Below are 17127 nucleotides of genomic sequence, written 5' to 3'. Positions count from 1 at the left end.
TGGGGCTCCCTCTCCTCGAGAACGGGCCGCCGCGTCGGTGGCCCCGACGCGCACCTCCCGAAGACTGGGAGGGGATCGCGTCCTCTGCGAGGATATTCACAGGAAACGGTGCGGCCCAGTCCCCCCTGCCAGATTTCATCCGGACGAAACACGGACCGGGCCGGCGGGTCGGTCAGGCCGTCGCCGGGCTCTCGGCCCACTCGCGGAGCATCGCGAGCGTCTCCTCCGGACGGTCGCGGTGGGGGCTGTGACCTGCGCCCGCCACGACCGCGTACCGGATGCGCGGATTCGCGCGCAGCACCAGGGCGGCGAGGGAGGGAGGGAGCAGCGTCTCGACCTGCGGGTCGCCGGCCAGCACGAGGACCGGCGGGCGGAGGCGCGGCAGGTCCGCCAGCAGGTCCCACGGGTCGTTGTCGTCGATCGTCGCGGCGACCGCGGCCGGATCGGCGGCCCGCACCGCGGCGAGCTTCTCGGCCCGGTCCCGCTCGTCCCAGAGCGGCTGCGCGACAGCGAGCTCCTCGGCCGAGACCGCGAGACCGGCGAGCTCGCCCGCGCGGACGGCGGCCCGCTGCTCCGGGGCGAGCCGGAGCACCGGGTCCAGCAGCGCCAGACGCCCCGCCCAGCCGGAGTCGCGGGCGGCGGCGCGCACCGCGACCGCTCCGCCGAGCGAGTGCCCGACGACGAGGTCGAACGGTCCCCGCGCGAGGGCGTCGTCGGCGTAGGCGTCGTGGCGGGAGGAGCCGCCGCGCGGCCCGTCGCCGTGTCCGCGCAGGTCGGGAGCGGAGACGCTCCAGCCCGCCGCGGTCAGCTCGCGGCTCAGCCGCCACCAGGTGCGGCCCGAGCCGCCCAGGCCGTGCAGGAGCAGGACCCTGCCCGCCGTCATCGCCGGAGCCTCAGTCGAAGCGCGGGTCGCGCCCGGTGCGCTCACCGGTCGCGAGCCCGGCGATCGCGGCGAGGTCCTCGTCGTCGAGGGCGAAGCCGAAGACGTCCAGGTTCTCGCGGATCCGCTCCGGCGTCACCGACTTCGGGATCACGACGACGCCGAGCTGCACGTGCCAGCGCAGCACCGCCTGCGCCGGCGAGACGCCGTGCTTCGCGGCGACGCGGGCCAGGGCCGGCTCGTCGAGGAGGCGCCCGCGGGCCAGCGGCGACCACGCCTCGGTGACGATCCCGTGGGCGGCGTCGAAGGTGCGCAGCTCCTCCTGGGGCAGCCGCGGGTGCAGCTCGACCTGGTTGATCGCCGGCACCACTCCCGTCTCGTCGAGCAGGCGCTGCACGTGCTCCTCGGCGAAGTTCGAGACGCCGATCGAGCGGGCCCGCCCCTCGCTCTGCAGGCGCTCGAGGGCGCGGTAGGTGTCGACGTAGCGGTCGCGCGAGGGGATCGGCCAGTGCACGAGGTAGAGGTCGACGTAGTCGGTGCCGAGCAGCTCGAGGCTCCGGTCGAAGGCGGCGAGCGTCTCGTCGAAGCCGTGGTCGTCGTTCCAGACCTTGGTCGTCACGAAGACCTGCTCGCGGGGGAGGCCGCTCGCGCGGATCCCCTCGCCGACTCCGCGCTCGTTGCCGTAGAGGGTGGCGGTGTCGACGTGCCGGTAGCCGGCCTCCAGGGCGACGGCGACCGCGCGGGCCGCCTCCTCGTCGCCGATCTTGTAGACGCCGAGCCCGAGCTGGGGGATCGCGCGGCCGTCGTTGAGGGGGATCAGGGGGACGCTCATGCCTCCCATGCTGGCACGCGCCTCAGACGCTCCAGTCGAGCTCGCCGTGCGGTCCCACGTGCACGTCGTCCTCGATCAGCGCCGCGAGACCGGCCACCCCGAAGAGGAGGCGCCGCTCGGCGCGCTCCGCGTCGCTGCGCTCGTCGATGCCGCGCGCGGCGAAGTACACGTCGTGGCCCGCCTGCAGGCCCTCGACGCCGAGCCGGCCGCGGAGCGCGCGCACGGGGCGCCGGCCGATGCCGAGTCCGCGCCAGAGGGAGCCCGTCTCGAGGACCACCGCCGTCTCGGAGGCGACGACCCCGTGCTGCTCGCGGTGCGCGGTGAGCTGCCACCCGTAGCCGAGGTGGTGCAGGCGGGTCGAGTGCGGGCCGCGCCAGGCGTGCGAGGACTCCTCGCGGCGGAAGTAGACGGGACTCGGGCGGAAGGACCCCTGCCAGAGCGCGGCGGCGAGCTCCGTGCACCACTCCGGGGTCTCCGGATCGGACCAGGGGTCGAGGAGGTCGGTCCGGGCGGCGGCGCGCCGGTGCTCGCGCACCAGCTCCTCCGCGTCCTCCCGCAGTCCCATGCCGTCCCCTCGTCGTCGTGGGCCTTCACCCTAGGGTGTCCGACAGGCGCCGGACAACCGGGGTGGCGGCCTAGGAGGGCAGCGTGACCGGCTCGGTGTCGGGCAGCGGGCTGGCGTCGCGCCCGCGGAGATCCGGGTGGTACCGGCGGCCGAGCAGGGGCACCAGGAAGCCGACCAGGGCGAAGGCAGCGGCGACGACGATGGCGGCGGTCGGCCCGGCCTGGTCGATCTGCACGCCGGCGATCGCGGAGCCCAGCGCCGCGCCGATCAGCTGACCGGTGCCGACCCAGCCGTAGGCCTCCGCCGTGTCCGAGAAGCGCACGCTCGAGGCGGTGATCGCGAACAGAGCCGCGAGAGCGGGGGCGATGCCGATGCCGGCGAGGAACAGCGTGACGCACAGCCACCAGAAGTCGGTCGAGACCGCCGCCAGACCCATGCCGACCGTGACGATCAGCATCCGCCGCGCGGTCGCCCACCGGCTGATCGGGATGTGGCCGAGGGCGAGGCCGCCGACCAGGGAGCCCGCCGCGAACACGGCGAGCACGACGCCCGACTCGACTCCGCCCTCGCCGAACACCGCGACGACGCCCGCCTCGACCGCCGAGCAGGCGCCGATCAGGAGGAAGCCGACGACCGTGGCCAGCAGCACCGGGGGCTTCGTGAGCACCACGCCGAGGCGGCGCTTCGAGCGCGGGATGCGGACGCGGCCCACCTCGGGCGAGGCGATGAACCAGATCCCGCCGCCGATCAGGAACGCGGCGGCGGTCAGGATGCCCGCGACCGTCGACACCTGGATCGACACGAGCGTCGCCAGCACCGGGCCGAGCACCCAGATGATCTCCTGCGCGGAGGCGTCGAGCGAGAAGAGCGGGGTCAGCTGCGAGCTGGTGACCATCTTGGGGTAGATGGTCCGCACGGCCGGCTGCACCGGCGGCATGCTCAGGCCGGCGACGAACCCGATCACGACGAACTGCCACACCTCGAGCGGGAGCACGGCCATCGCGATGATCGCGCCCGCGCAGACCACGAGGGTGATCGTCAGCACGCGGCGCATCCCGAGCCGCCCCATCAGGCGGCTGGTCAGCGGCCCGGCGATGGCCTGCCCGATCGACATCGAGCCGAGCACCAGGCCGGCGGCGGCGTAGGAGTGGTGCACCCGCTCCACGTGCAGGAGGAACGCCAGCGAGAGCATCCCGAACGGGAAGCGCGCGGTCAGCTGCGCGAGGATGATGCGCCCCACCCCGGGGGTCTTCAGGAGATCGGTGTAGCTGCCCACCGGACGACACTAGCGCTCCGGAGGGGACTGCGGTTCGTCGAGGGAGACCGCTGCCCGAGGGTCCCTCGACGGGTCGCGGTTCCCTCGGCGGAGGGGCGCGTCAGCCGGCCAGCACCTTGCGGATCCGCTGCAGCGACACGCTCTCGGCGGTGCCGAGCGACTGCGCGAAGAAGCTCACCCGCAGCTCCTCGATCATCCAGCGGGCGCGCGCGATCCGCTCCGGGGCGTGCGCGGGCAGCGGCACGACGCCGCCTGCCGAGCGGTAGAGCTCCTGGGCCGCCTGCACCTCGTTCAGCCAGACGCGGTCGCGCCCGACGTTCTCGGCGATCTTGCCGAAGCGCTCGGTGATCCCGCCGAGGTAGCGCGGGAGGTGCCGCAGCCGCTCCACTCCGGTCGCCGAGACGAAGCCCGGGTAGACCAGGCCGGAGAGCTGCTCCCGCGCATCCGTGAGGGCGGGCAGGAGCGCCATGCTCGTCGAGGCCTTGAGCGCCTTCTCGACGCCCCGGGCGGTGGTGAGGATCGTCGTGACCGTCTTCACGGTCTCGAACATCGCGTCCATGACGCTCGCCGAGACCCGGTCGCGCACGGCGTCGAACTCGGCGCGGAGGAAGAGCATCCCGTCGGGCTTCATCCGCCAGAGGACCGCGTCGACGCAGGCGAGCAGGCAGTCGGTGAAGAGCGCGGTCGTGTTCTGGTACGGGCTCTGCGCGAGCACGAGCTTCTCGTTCGAGGTGAGGTGCTGCTGCACGTAGGCGACGGGGCTCGGCGTCGCGAGCAGGAGGAGGCGGCGCACGCCTCTCGGGTGCTCGCGCGCCTGGTCCTCGGCCGTGGCGAGCAGGCGGATCGAGACCGAGTCGCCGTCGTCGATCAGGGCGGGGTAGGCGCGGATGGTGTTCCCGCCCTGCCGGGTGTCGGTGACGCGGGGCAGCTCCGGCATGTCCCAGGTCCTCAGGCCCCGGCGCTCGAGCGCGTCGGGGACCCGGGCCTCGACCACGCGGGCGACCTCGTCGCGGACCCGGCCGCGCAGGCGCTCGGCCAGCGGGGCGAGCTCCTTGCCGGCGGCGACCGTGCGCCCCCGCTCGTCGGCGACGGCGAAGGTGACCCGCAGGTGCGAGGGGATGCGCTCGAGGTCGAAGTCCTCGGGCTGCACCACCACGCCGGCCTCGCGGCGGATCGCTCCGGCCAGGGTCGCCGCGAACGACTCCGTCGGCGGGTTCGGCACGTCGTGCGGCAGGAACGCGGTGAGCTTGCGCGCCCAGTCGTTCGCGGGCACCACGTTCCGGCGCAGGTGCTTGGGCAGCGCCTTGATCATCGCGGTGACCAGCTCGGCCCGGAGTCCCGGCACCAGCCAGTCGAAGCCGAGGGGCGTCACGCGGGGCAGGAGCGCGAGCGGCACGTGCACCGTCACTCCGTCCTCCTCCGTCCCCGGCTCGAACCGGTACGAGAGGCGGAAGCGCTGGTCGGCCTGGCGCCACTGCGTGGGGAACGCGGTCTCGTCGATCTGCTCCGCGTCCTCGGGGAGGAGCGTCTCCTGCGTCATCGTCAGCAGATCGGGCTCGTCATGCTGGGTCGTCCGCCACCAGGAGTCGAACGAGCGCACCGAGGTGATGTCGCGGGGGAGCCGGCGGTCGTAGAAGTCGAACACGGCCTCGTCATCGACGAGCAGGTCGCGGCGGCGCGTGCGCTCCTCCAGCCGCTCGAGCTCGGCCCGCAGGGCCCGGTTCTTGCGGTCGAAGGCGTGGCGCGACTCCCACTCGCCCTCGACGAGGGCGTGCCGGATGAACAGCTCGCGGGCGTACGAGGCGTCGATCCGCGAGAACTGGACGCGGCGGCGGGCGATGATCGGCACGCCGTAGAGCGTGACCTTCTCGTAGGCGACGGCCGCGCCCTGCGACTTCTCCCAGTGCGGCTCGCTGAACTGCCGCTTCACGAGGTCGCCCGCGATCGCCTCGGCCCAGGCCGGATCGATCGCGGCGTTCGAGCGGGCGAAGAGGCGGCTGGTCTCGACCAGCTCGGCGCTCATCACCGCGTCGGGGAGCTTCTTGGCCAGGGCGCTGCCGGGGAAGATCGAGAACTTCGCGTTGCGGGCGCCGATGTACTGCACGTTCTGGCGCTCGCGGCTCTTCGCCGCGCGCTGCGCCTGCTGCGAGGTGGTGTCCTTGATGCCCAGGTGCGAGAGCAGGCCGGCCAGGAGGCTCCGGTGGATCCCGTCGGGGTCGACCTTCGGCTCGCCAAGCTCGAGCTTGAGGGGGCGCGCGAGCTGGCGCAGCTGGCGGAACACGTCCTGCCACTCGCGCACGCGCAGGTAGTTGAGGTACTCGGCCTTGCACAGGCGCCGGAAGGCGCTCGAGGAGAGCTCCTCCTGCTTCTCCTCCACGTAGTTCCAGAGGTTCAGCAGGGTGAGGAAGTCGCTGGTGGGATCGACGAAGCGCGCGTGCTGCTGGTCGGCCTGCGCGCGGCGCTCGAGAGGGCGCTCGCGGACGTCCTGGATCGTGAGGCCCGCGACGATCGCCATCACCTCGCGGCTGACGCCGTGGCGGCGCGACTCGATCACCATCCGGCCGAAGCGCGGATCGATGGGGAGCCGCGCGAGGTCGCGCCCGATGCGCGTGAGCTGCGGCGCGGCCTCCGCCCCCTTGCGCGGGACGCCGCTCGAGTGCGCGCTCGGCGGCGTGCCGCGTACCGGAGCGGCGTCTCGTGGAGCAGCGGAGGGGGAGCCGGGGACGCGGAGGGCGCCGAGCTCCGTGAGCAGGTCGAGGCCGTCCTTGATGCCGCGGGAGTCGGGCGGAGTGAGGAACGGGAACGAGGCGATGTCGCCCAGTCCGAGCGAGATCATCTGCAGGATGACCGCGGCCAGGCCCGTGCGCAGGATCTCGGGATCGGTGTACTCGGGGCGGCGGAGGTAGTCCTCCTCGGAGTAGAGGCGGATCGCGATGCCCGCGCTGGTGCGGCCCGAGCGGCCGGAGCGCTGGTTCGCGGAGGCCTGCGACACCGCCTCGATCGGCAGCCGCTGCACCTTCGAGCGCGCGCTGTAGCGCGAGATGCGGGCCGTGCCGCCGTCGATCACGTAGCGGATCCCGGGGACGGTGAGACTCGTCTCCGCCACGTTGGTCGCGAGCACGACACGACGGCGGACGCCGGGGGTGCGCCCCTTCTCGAAGACGCGGTGCTGATCGGCCGCCGACAGGCGCCCGTAGAGGGGGAGCACCTCGGTGCCCGGCAGATTCCGGCCCCGGATGGCGTCCTCGGCGTCGCGGATCTCGTTCTCGCCCGAGAGGAACACCAGGACGTCGCCCGGATCCTCGCGCGCCAGCTCGGCCAGGGCGTCGGCGATGCCGGTCATCAGGTCGCGGCTGCCGCTCGTCGCGTCGGGGACGTCGGTGTCGTCGTCCTCCTCCGGCTCCTCGGCGACCAGCGGGCGGTAGCGGATCTCGACCGGGTAGGTGCGGCCGGAGACCTCGATGATCGGCGCGGGCTCGCCGGCGGCGTCGGCGAAGTGGGCCGCGAAGCTCTGCGGGTCGATCGTCGCCGAGGTGATGATCACCTTCAGGTCGGGGCGCTGCGGCAGCAGGCGGTGCAGGTAGCCCAGGAGGAAGTCGATGTTGAGGCTGCGCTCGTGCGCCTCGTCGATGATGATCGTGTCGTACCGGCTGAGCATCCGGTCGTGGTTCATCTCGTTGAGCAGGATGCCGTCGGTCATCAGCTTGATCCGCGTCGAGGCGGACGCCTTGTCGGTGAACCGGACCTGGTAGCCGACCAGCCCGCCGACCTCGTCGTCGAGCTCCTCCGCGATGCGCTCGGCGATGGTGCGCGCGGCGATGCGCCGGGGCTGCGTGTGCGCGATGCTCTCGCGGCCGAGCTCCAGGCAGATCTTCGGCAGCTGGGTCGTCTTGCCCGATCCGGTCGCGCCGGCGACGATGACCACCTGGTGGTCGCGGATCGCGGCGGCGATGTCGTCGCGCCGCGCCGACACGGGGAGTTCGGGCGGGTAGCGGATGCTGAGCACGTCTGACATGAGCCCTCCATCCTACGCCGCGTGCGACAATGCCCTGTCTCGTGAAACATCGCGGGCCACCCTGCCCGGTCGGGCGCTCCGGCGCCGGTCGACTGCGGCGCACGATCCCGTGGAGCACCCCGATGAATCCGCAGTCCCTGCTGGTCGTGCTGAACATCGTGCTGCTGCTCTTCGCGATCCGGGGCGTGCTGTCGAACCCGAGGCTCTCGAAGGTCGCGAAGGTCTCCTGGGTGGCGTTCATCGTGATCGCGCCGTTCATCGGCAGCCTCGCCTACCTGGCGGTGGGCCGTCGCGGCGGGAGCGGCGGAAGCGGCACGGTCGTGCGCGGCACGGAGCGGCCGTCGGGCTGGTTCTTCGAGCGCTGAGCGGCCGGGCGGCCGGGCGGCGGGGGAGATCCGCGGACGTCGGCGCCCCGCGGACCTCCTGACCCTCCGTCCCGCGGCAACCCCCTCACCGCAGGCTCCGCCCGCGTCTAGCGTGGAGCGCATGGCCGATCGTCTGCGCTCCAGTGTCAGCCCCTACCTCCGCTCGCACGCGGACAATCCGGTCGACTGGTTCCCCTGGGGCGAGGAGGCGTTCGCCGAGGCGGTGCGCCGCGACGTCCCGGTGATGGTGTCCATCGGCTACTCCACCTGCCACTGGTGCCACGTGATGGCGCGGGAGTCGTTCTCGGATCCGGTGCTCGCCGCGCGGCTGAACGCGGACTTCGTCGCGGTGAAGGTCGACCGCGAGGAGCACCCGGACGTCGACACGGCCTACCTGACGGCCGCGAGCGCGTTCACCCGGCAGCTCGGCTGGCCGCTGACGGCCTTCGCCACCCCCGCCGGCGAGACCTTCTTCGCCGGCACCTACTTCCCGCCGCGCGCCGTCGGCGGCGTGCCCGCCTTCTCCGACGTCCTCGACGCGGTCTCGGAGGCGTGGCGGCTGCGGCGCGACGAGGTGCAGGCGACGGCGGGCGGCCTCGCCGCGGCCCTGCGCGAGGCGACCGCGGCGCTGCCCGCCGATGCCGCACTGCCCGGCGACGCCGAGCTCGACGGCGCCGTCCGCGCACTCGCGGACGAGGAGGACCGGGTGCACGGCGGCTTCGGCGGCGCCCCGAAGTTCCCGGTGGCCCCCGTGCTCGGGTTCCTGGCCTCGCGGCCCTCGGGAGCGGCGCTCGCCGAGCGCACGCTGCTCGCGCTGGCCGCGTCCCCTCTCCGCGACCGCGACGGGGGCTTCTTCCGCTACGCGACGCAGGCCGACTGGAGCGATCCGCACTACGAGCGGATGCTGTACGACAACGCGCAGCTGCTGGACGTCGCGGCCGTCCTGCTCGGGCACGACGGCGCCCGGGTGGAGGAGCTGACCGGGATCGCGGAGGGCGTCGCCGCGTTCCTCCTGATCACTCTCGAGCGGCCGGGCGGCGGCTTCGCGTCGGCGCAGGACTCGGAGAGCATCGTCGACGGTCAGCGCTCGGAGGGCGGCTACTACCTCGCCGAGGACCGGTCCCGCCTCGCGCCACCCGCTCTCGACGAGAAGGTCGTCACCGGCTGGAACGGCCTGGCGATCCGCGCGCTCGCCCGCGCCGGACGCGTGCTCGGACGGGAGGAGTGGATCGACGCCGCCCGGCGCGCGGCGGACGCGGTGCTGCAGCGGCACCTCGTCGACGGCCGCGTCGCGGTGCGCGCCTCCCTCGACGGTGCCGTCTCCGCGGCCCGCCCGGCGCTGGAGGACCTCGGGATGCTGGCCGGCGGGCTCCTCGAGCTCGCCCTGGCGGAGGGCCGCCCGCGCTACGCGGTCGCGGCGCGCACCCTGATCGACGGCGCGCTCGACGCGGCCGATGGCCCGCTGCCGTTCGCGCTGCCCGGGGGAGGGGACCCGGCGCTGACCGCGCGGGGACTCCTGCTCGCGGCCGATGCCTCCGAGGGCGCCTACCCCTCCGGCCTGTCGGCGACGGCGGACGCGGCGCACGAGCTGTACCTGCTCACCGGATCGCAGCGCTACCGGGAGGCGGCCGAGGCGGTCGTCGCCTCGATCGCTCCGGGCGCGGTCCGCCGGCCGATGGGCTTCGGCGCCGTGCTCGGGCTCGCTTCGCGGCTGGCTCGCCCGGTGCGGCAGCTGGTCGTCGTGGGCCCCGGCGCGGCGGAGGCGGTGCAGGGCGCGCGGTCCGCCGGGATCGGCGTGCTGGTCGGCGTGTCCGACGAGGGCGCCCGGGACTGGGCGGACGCGGGCTTCGAGCTGTTCGAGGGGCGGATCTCGCGGGAGGGGCTGCCGACCGCCTACTCCTGCGAGGCCTTCGTCTGCGCCCTTCCGACGACCCGCCTCCCGGAGGAGCTGCTCACGCGGCCGTGACCACCAGTGGCGCCGCGGGGTCGGCGGCCCACTCGTTGAGCGAGCCGTCGTAGACGACCGCCGTGTGGACTCCGAGCACCGCCAGTGCGAGTGCATCGGCCGTCGCGGCGATCCCGCCCCCGCAGTAGAGGACGATCCGCTCGGCCTGGAGAGCGTCTCCGAACAGCGACCGCAGCCGCTCCGGCGGCAGGAGCGTGTTGTCGGCGCGGTCGACGAGCCTCCCGGCGGGGACGCTCCGCGAGCCCGGCAGGTGTCCGAGGCGGGGTCGGCGCCCCTCCTCCCCGGTGAACTCCTTCGGCGGGACCGCGCAGACCAGCGCCCCGGGAGCCTCGCCGCGCACGACGCTCTCGACGCCGGCCTTGTCGATCCAGAGCGGCCGCTCCTCGCGCACGCTGATGCCACCGCTCACGGCGGGCTCGACATGCCCCGTCTCGATCGGGCGCTCCTCCCGCCGCCAGGCCGGGAGCCCGCCGTCGAGCACCGCGACGGCGTCGTGCCCGGCCGAGCGCAGCAGCCACCACAGGCGCGAGGCCCACTGGCCGACCGCGGAGTCGTACACGACGACCACCGAGTCGTCGTCGATGCCGAGCGCGGCGGTCGCGGCGGCGAAGCGCTCCGGGTCGAGCCGGGTGAAGGGCAGGGGAGCCGCCGGATCCGACAGCTGCTCGAGCAGGTCGCCGAACACGGCGCCGGGGACATGCCCCTCGAGGAGGTACTGCTCGTCGCCGCTGAGGTAGCCGGGCCGCCCGTCGAAGCCGGGCACGAGCAGCACGCTGGCGTCGACGACGACGAGGTGCTCGCGGCCGAGCTGGTCGGCGAGCCACTGGGTCGAGACGATCGGCCGGGCGAGGTACGGGGCGGAGGAGGTGCTCACCCGCCCCACGGTAGGCGCGACCGCCGACAGGCGCGCCCCCGTGCGTCACGCACGGTCACGGACGCCGCCGGGCGCTCAGCACTCGATGACGTTGACCGCGAGGCCGCCCTCGCTCGTCTCCTTGTACTTCGACGACATGTCGATGCCGGTCTGGCGCATCGTCTCGATGACCGCGTCGAGCGAGACGCGGTGGTCGCCGTCGCCGTGCAGCGCGAGGCGGGCCGCGCTCACGGCGGTGGAGGAGGCGATCGCGTTCCGCTCGATGCAGGGGATCTGCACGAGCCCGCCGACCGGGTCGCAGGTCAGTCCGAGGTGGTGCTCCATCGCGATCTCGGCCGCGTTCTCGACCTGGCGCGGACTGCCGCCGAGCACCGCGCAGAGCGCTCCGGCGGCCATCGCGCAGGCCGAGCCGACCTCGCCCTGGCAGCCCGCCTCCGCACCGGAGATCGAGGCTTTCGTCTTGCAGAGCGAGCCGATCGCGGTGGCGGTGAGGAGGAAGCGGCGCAGCCCCGCGCGGTCGGCGCCCGGGACGAAGCGGAGGTAGTAGTGCCCGACGGCGGGGATGATGCCCGCCGCTCCGTTCGTCGGAGCCGTCACGACGCGCCCGCCTGCGGCGTTCTCCTCGTTCACCGCGAGGGCGAAGGCGTGGAGCCACTCCACCGAGGTCGCGCGGGCGCGGTCGAGCGGATCCTCCTCGAAGGCCTCGAGCCGCTCGCGGAGCACCGAGGCCCGGCGGCGGACGCCCAGGCCGCCCGGCAGCACGCCGTCGGTCGCCAGGCCGTGCTCGACGCAGGCGGCCATGGCGTCCCAGATCGCGTCGAGGCGGGCGTCGATGTCGACCCCGGGGTGCAGAGCGCGCTCGTTCGCGGCGGCGATCTCGGCGATGCCGGAGCGGGTCCGATCGCAGGTCGCCAGCAGGTCGAGCCCGGAGACGAAGGGGTAGGGGTGCGGGGCCAGCGCAGCCAGCTCGGCGCGCTCGCCCGCGCGCCGGATGAAGCCGCCGCCGATCGAGTAGTAGGTCTCCTCCCACACCGGCAGCGGGTCGTCTCCGACCCAGACGCTGAAGGTGAGGGCGTTCGGGTGCTCCGGCAGCCTCGTGCGCGGCTCGAAGACGACGTCGTCGCGCGTCATCGCGAGGCGCTGCTCGCCGGCCAGGAGGATCGTCCCCTCCGCGTCGAGGCGCTGCCAGGCCCCGCGCACCAGCGCCGGGTCGCACGTCTCGGGGTCGAGGCCGGCGAGACCGGCGACCACCGCGTCGGGGGTGCCGTGGCCGATCCCGGTGGAGCCGAGCGAGCCGTAGAGGGTGCAGCCCACCCGGCTCACACGGCCGAGGAGCCCGGCGTCGCGGATCCGCTCGGCGAGGGCGAGGGCGGCGCGCATCGGCCCGACGGTGTGCGAGCTGGACGGGCCGATCCCCACGCTGAACAGGTCGAGGACGGAGACGTAGGCGCTCATCCACCGAGACTACGCCGGGGCCGGCGGAGTGCGCCGCCCGAGCCGCGCCCGCGTCGAGGAGCCACGGAGATCCGGCGTCGACGAGGGTCTGCGGCGGGTCAGCGCAGCGTCTTGCGCGCCGAGATCTGGCCGGTGTCGAAGCCGAGCAGGTGCAGGCCGCCGTGGAAGCGGGCGTGCTCGACCTTGATGCAGCGGTCCATCACGACGGTCAGGCCCTTCGACTCGCCGTACTCGGCCGCCTCCTGGTTCCAGATCCCCAGCTGCACCCAGACCGTGGGCGCGCCGACGGCGAGGACGTCGTCGATCACGGCGGGGATGTCGCTCGCCTTGCGGAACACGTCGACGATGTCGGGCACGACCGGGAGCTCGGCGAGACTGCGGTAGACCGGCTGCCCCAGGATCTCGGTGGCGTTCGGGTTCACGAAGTAGAGCTCGTAGTCGCTCGACTGCTGCAGGTAGGTGGCGACGAAGTAGGAGGAGCGGGCCGGGTTCGGCGAGGCGCCGACGATCGCCACGGTCCTCGCGCGGCGGAGGATGTCGAGTCGCCTGCGGGCGTCGGGGCCCACCCAGGTGCGCTGCGAGCGCAGCATCTTCGCCAGCGGCGAGTTCGCCGGGACCGAGCAGCTCAGCCCGTTGGACAGCTGGACGACCGTGTCGGCGGTGTCGGTGGTGCTCATGCTCAGACCTCCACGGCCGGGGTGTGCAGGGTGGTGGTCGTGTCCTCGGGGAGCTCGGTCGGAGCGTCGGGGGTGCCGTGCTCCTCGACCGCGCGGGCGAGCGCCTGGTCGAGATCGTAGATGATGTCGTCCGCGTCCTCGATGCCGACGGAGAGGCGGACGAGTCCGGGGAGGACGCCCGCGTGGAGGAGCTGGTCCTCGGTGAGCTGGGCGTGGGTGGTCGAGGCGGGGTGGATCACCAGCGTCTTGGCGTCGCCGATGTTGGCGAGGTGGCTGGCGAGGTCGACCGATTCGATGAAGATCTGGCCGACGGCGCGGCCGCCCTTGACCACGAAGCTGAAGACCGAGCCCGGTCCCTTCGGCAGGTACTTCTGCGCGCGGTCGTGGTGCGGGTGCGCGGGCAGCCCGGCCCAGTAGACCGCCTCGATGCGGGGGTCGGCGTCGAGCCACTCGGCGACGCGGCGTGCGTTGTCGACGTGCGCCTGGATCCGGTACGGCAGCGTCTCGACGCCCTGGGCGAGCAGGAACGCGGAGTGCGGAGCGAGGACCGGCCCGATGTCGCGCAGCTGCTCCGCGCGCAGGCGCGTGAGGAAGCCGTACTCCCCGAAGTTGCCGTCCCACGACAGGTCTCCGTAGGAGGCGACCGGGTCGTGCAGCAGCGGGAACTTCTCGGGGGAGTAGTGGAAGCGCCCCGACTCGACGACGACGCCGCCGAGCGTGGTGCCGTGCCCTCCGAGGAACTTGGTGGCCGAGTGGATGACGATGTCGGCGCCCCACTCGATCGGGCGGACGAGGTAGGGCGTGGCGACCGTGGAGTCGATGATCAGCGGGATGCCGGCGGCGTGCGCGACCGCGGCGAGGCCCTCGATGTCGGCGATCTCGCCGGAGGGGTTCGCGATCGTCTCGGCGTAGAGCACCTTGGTCTTCTCGGTGATCGCCGCCGCGTAGTCGGCCGGATCGCTCGAGCGGACGAAGGTGGTGTCCACTCCGAAGCGGCGGAGCGTGACGTCGAGCTGGGTGATCGATCCGCCGTAGAGGTTGGCGGAGGACACCACGTGGTCGCCCGCGCCGACGAGCGCCGCGAAGGTGATGAACTGCGCCGAGAGCCCGGAGGCCGTGGCGACGGCGCCGAGGCCGCCCTCGAGGCTCGCGACGCGCTCCTCGAAGGAGGCGACCGTGGGGTTCGACAGGCGCGAGTAGACGTTGCCGTACTTCTGCAGCGCGAAGCGGGCCGCGGCGTCGGAGGTGTCGTCGAAGACGAAGGCGCTGGTCTGGTAGATCGGCAGAGCGCGGGCGCCCGTCACCGCGTCGGGGATGTTGCCCGCGTGGATCGCACGCGTCTTGAAGCCGTACTCACGATCTGCCATGCGATCGACGCTAGCGGGAGCCGCCGACACCGCCGCGCTGGAGCGACGCATCGCGTAACAGAGCGGCCCCGCAGTGCAGAGCGACCGTGCGCGACAGAGCGGTCGAGCGGATCGGAGCGCCGATCAGAGCGCCAGCTGCACCGCGGCCAGTCCCATCGCCGCGATCGCCGCCCACGACACCAGGGCGACGAGGAGAGCACGCCACCCCGTCGTCACGAGCGCGCGCACCCGGACGGCGCTGCCGAGCGCGAAGAGGGCCGCGGCGAGGAGCCAGGTCTGCGCGGTGTCGGCGGCGGCGAGCAGTCCCTCCGGCAGGGGGAGGAGCGTGCGCAGCAGCACCGCGGCGAGGAACCCGACCACGAACAGCGGCACGATCGCCGGGCGCGTCCCGCCGGTCCCGCCTCGGCGCCTCGTGACCGCCGCCGCCACCGCGACCATCGGCGCCAGCATGACCACTCGGGTGAGCTTCACCACGACCGCCACGGCCAGCGCCGACGCACCGGCCACCTGGGCCGTCGCCACCACCTGGCCCACGTCGTGGACCGAGGCGCCGACCCAGTGCCCGAACTGCACGTCGGAGAGCCCGAGCGGCTGCTGCAGGGCGGGGAGCACCGCGATCGCGAGCGTGCCGCAGAGCGTCACCAGCGCGACCGGCGTCGCCTGCTCCTGCTCCTTCGCCCGGGTCGCTCCGGCCATCGCGCCGATCGCCGAGGCCCCGCAGATCGAGAAGCCCGCCGCGAGCAGCAGCGGCTCCTGCCCGGGCAGCCGGAGCGCCCAGCCCAGCGCCCAGGTCAGGCCGAAGGTGGCCAGGACGATCCCGACCACGACCAGGATCGCGCCCCAGCCCAGCGCAGCGATGTCGATCAGCGAGAGCTTCAGCCCGAGCAGGACGATGCCGGCGCGCATCAGCGAGCGGGACGAGAACTTCAGGCCCGGCGCCAGCGCCCCGCTCAGCAGGGGGCGCGCCGCGGGCAGCTGCGCCACGAGGATCCCGAGCGCGACCGCCGCGGTCAGCATCGGCACTGCCGGCACCGTCGCGTGCAGCAGGGCCGCGATCACCGCCGCGACCGCGCAGGCCGCGACTCCCGGGCCCAGCCGCCGGATCAGACCCACGAGGGCAGCCACATGTGGGCCTGCCAGAAGGCGAAGGACGTCTGCGCGCCGATCCAGAGCGGCAGGAAGTAGGCCGTCAGCGCCGCCGCCGCCACCGCGAAGACGAGCACCACGAGGACGCCCCGGGTGCGCCGCCTCCGCTCGTCGCCCGGACTCCCGATCACGATCCCGGCCGTCAGCGCCAGCGCCAGCATCATGTAGGGCTCGAAGACGACGCAGTAGAACTGGAACACCGTTCGGTCGAGGTAGAGCAGCCACGGCAGGTAGCCCGCCACGATCCCCATCAGCACGAAGCCGGCGCGCCACTCCCGGTACCGCGCGAGCCGGTAGAGGAGGTACACCAGCGCCAGGACTCCGGCGTACCAGATGAGCGGATTGGCGACCGAGGTGATCGCCTCGTCGCAGCGTGCGGCGGTGCAGCCGTCGACGCCCGTCGCCTGGTCGACGAAGTACATGCTGGTCGGTCGGAGCATGAGCAGCCAGGTGAGCGGGTTCGCCTCGTAGGGGTGCGAGGCCCGCAGGTTGATCGAGTAGTCGTACATCTGCACGTGGTAGTGCCAGAGGCTCTGCGCCCAGTCCGGCACCCACGCCAGAGCCCCGGTCCAGGCGTTGCCGGGGGCCTCCGACGCCCACTGCCGGGCCCATCCGCCGGAGGTGCGCAGCCAGCCCGTCCAGGTGACGAGGTAGGCGATCAGGGCGATCGGCACGACCAGGAGGAAGGTGACCGGACCCTGCTTGAGGATCGCGCCGCTGCCCCAGAACGGCACGCCCGCGCGGCGCCGCATCAGCGCGTCGACGACCACCGCGTACACGCCGAATGCCGCGAGGAAGTAGACGCCCGTCCACTTCACGCCCGCGGCCAGGCCGAAGAGCACGCCGGCCGCGAGCAGCCAGGGCCGCCACCACAGGACCGGCCCCCAGCTCGGCAGCGCTCCCGCCGCCACCTTCCGCGCCAGCTGCAGCTCGGCCCAGCGCCGGTCCAGCAGCACCCCCGCGACCCCGCAGAGCGCGACGAACATCAGGATCCCGTCCAGGAGCGACACCCGCGACATCACGATCGCGTGGCCGTCGAGCGCGAGCATCAGCCCCGCGAAGGAGGAGAGGAGGGTGGAGCGGAACAGGAGGCGGCCGATCACGATCACCAGCGCGACGGCGAGGATCCCCACGACGGCGGTCGCGACGCGCCAGCCGACGCTGTCGTCCGCGCCGAACACGCCCATCCCGAGCCCGATGATCCACTTGCCCAGCGGCGGATGCACCACGAAGGACGGCGCCCCCGTGAAGGTGTCCACGTCGCCGGCCGCGAAGCCGGGGTCCGGGTTCTCGGGCCAGGCGCCCTCGAACCCGAGGTTCCAGAGGGTCCAGGCGTCCTTCACGTAGAAGGTCTCGTCGAACACGAGCGAGCGCGGGTGGCCGAGGTTCCACAGCCGCAGCACCGCGGCCAGGGCGACCACCAGCAGCGGCAGTCCGAGCTCGTACAGCCGGCGGCGCGCGGGGGAGGCGGCGAGCCGGGCGTGCAGGTCGTCGAACCAGGAGCCGCGCGGCACGTCCGGGAGCGGGGTGCGCTCCCGCGGTGCGGACGCCTCGGCGGGCTCCACCGGGACCGAGCGCGCCGATCCCGCCGCGTCCAGGAGCAGGTCGTCGAAGTCGCGCTGCGGTCGGTCCGTCACCCGGCCATGCTAACGGGGCGCCTCCTCCCGGGACGGCGGCGATCCGCGGCGGGAGGCCCCGGACCCGGCCTG

General features: G+C 73.6%; 13 protein-coding genes. 2 read left to right on the top strand and 11 right to left on the bottom strand.

Translation table 11 applies throughout. The features are described 5' to 3' along the window. Positions 1–172 precede the first annotated feature (172 nt). From C5C95_RS08365 to hrpA, 5 genes are all read right to left on the bottom strand, one after another. Complete coding sequence (locus tag C5C95_RS08365) at positions 173–883, bottom strand: alpha/beta fold hydrolase (RefSeq protein ID WP_104324214.1); 711 nt, start codon at positions 881–883, stop codon at positions 173–175. A 10-nt stretch (positions 884–893) separates the two neighbouring features. After that, positions 894–1712 carry an aldo/keto reductase gene (locus C5C95_RS08360; RefSeq protein WP_104324213.1) on the bottom strand — a complete coding sequence of 273 codons (819 nt, stop codon included), beginning with the start codon at positions 1710–1712 and terminating at the stop codon, positions 894–896. 22 nt (positions 1713–1734) lie between these two features. After that, the gene (locus C5C95_RS08355; protein ID WP_104324212.1) at positions 1735–2277 is read right to left on the bottom strand and encodes a hypothetical protein; all 543 of its coding nucleotides are present in this window, start codon (positions 2275–2277) and stop codon (positions 1735–1737) included. A gap of 70 nt (positions 2278–2347) precedes the next feature. Next, positions 2348–3553 (bottom strand): MFS transporter, encoded by a 1206-nt coding sequence (locus C5C95_RS08350; RefSeq protein WP_104222308.1) that lies wholly within the window; start codon positions 3551–3553, stop codon positions 2348–2350. Between the two features lie 100 nt (positions 3554–3653). Further along, positions 3654–7568, bottom strand: coding sequence for an ATP-dependent RNA helicase HrpA (hrpA, locus tag C5C95_RS08345; RefSeq protein ID WP_104324211.1), 3915 nt, complete (start codon positions 7566–7568; stop codon positions 3654–3656). Positions 7569–7690: 122 nt separating this feature from the next. On the opposite strand from hrpA, the gene C5C95_RS08340 reads away from it, so the two are divergent. Together C5C95_RS08340 and C5C95_RS08335 are read left to right on the top strand one after the other, a co-directional pair. Next, entirely contained in the window at positions 7691–7933 is a 243-nt protein-coding gene (locus C5C95_RS08340; protein WP_159939582.1) for a PLDc N-terminal domain-containing protein, read from the top strand. A 121-nt stretch (positions 7934–8054) separates the two neighbouring features. Next, positions 8055–9899, top strand: a complete 1845-nt coding sequence (locus C5C95_RS08335) for a thioredoxin domain-containing protein (protein WP_104324209.1) — start codon at positions 8055–8057, stop codon at positions 9897–9899. On the opposite strand, the gene C5C95_RS08330 is transcribed toward C5C95_RS08335, so the two are convergent. The 6 genes from C5C95_RS08330 to C5C95_RS08305 form a co-directional block, all read right to left on the bottom strand. Beyond that, a complete protein-coding gene (locus C5C95_RS08330) occupies positions 9886–10773 on the bottom strand; it encodes a sulfurtransferase (RefSeq protein ID WP_146081508.1) in 888 nt (295 codons plus the stop codon). The two genes, C5C95_RS08335 and C5C95_RS08330, sit on opposite strands and share 14 nt — an antisense overlap. Positions 10774–10848: 75 nt before the next feature. Then, on the bottom strand, positions 10849–12228 hold the full coding sequence (locus C5C95_RS08325) for an L-serine ammonia-lyase (RefSeq protein WP_104324208.1): 1380 nt from the start codon (positions 12226–12228) through the stop codon (positions 10849–10851). A 98-nt stretch (positions 12229–12326) separates the two neighbouring features. Further along, positions 12327–12905 (bottom strand): CoA-binding protein, encoded by a 579-nt coding sequence (locus C5C95_RS08320; RefSeq protein WP_104233696.1) that lies wholly within the window; start codon positions 12903–12905, stop codon positions 12327–12329. A 2-nt stretch (positions 12906–12907) separates the two neighbouring features. Then, the gene (locus C5C95_RS08315) at positions 12908–14272 is read right to left on the bottom strand and encodes an O-acetylhomoserine aminocarboxypropyltransferase/cysteine synthase family protein (protein WP_104324207.1); all 1365 of its coding nucleotides are present in this window, start codon (positions 14270–14272) and stop codon (positions 12908–12910) included. 123 nt (positions 14273–14395) lie between these two features. Then, on the bottom strand, positions 14396–15385 hold the full coding sequence (locus C5C95_RS08310; protein WP_258068842.1) for a YeiH family protein: 990 nt from the start codon (positions 15383–15385) through the stop codon (positions 14396–14398). After that, positions 15376–17055, bottom strand: a complete 1680-nt coding sequence (locus C5C95_RS08305; RefSeq protein ID WP_258072641.1) for a dolichyl-phosphate-mannose--protein mannosyltransferase — start codon at positions 17053–17055, stop codon at positions 15376–15378. The genes C5C95_RS08310 and C5C95_RS08305 overlap by 10 nt, the downstream gene beginning before the upstream one ends. Positions 17056–17127: the final 72 nt, after the last annotated feature.

Origin of the sequence: Rathayibacter sp. AY1B7 (assembly GCF_002932735.1) — a bacterium.
Taxonomy (GTDB): Bacteria; Actinomycetota; Actinomycetes; order Actinomycetales; family Microbacteriaceae; genus Rathayibacter.
Note: the sequence above shows the minus strand (reverse complement) of the source record. Positions and strands in the feature narration are given on the sequence as shown.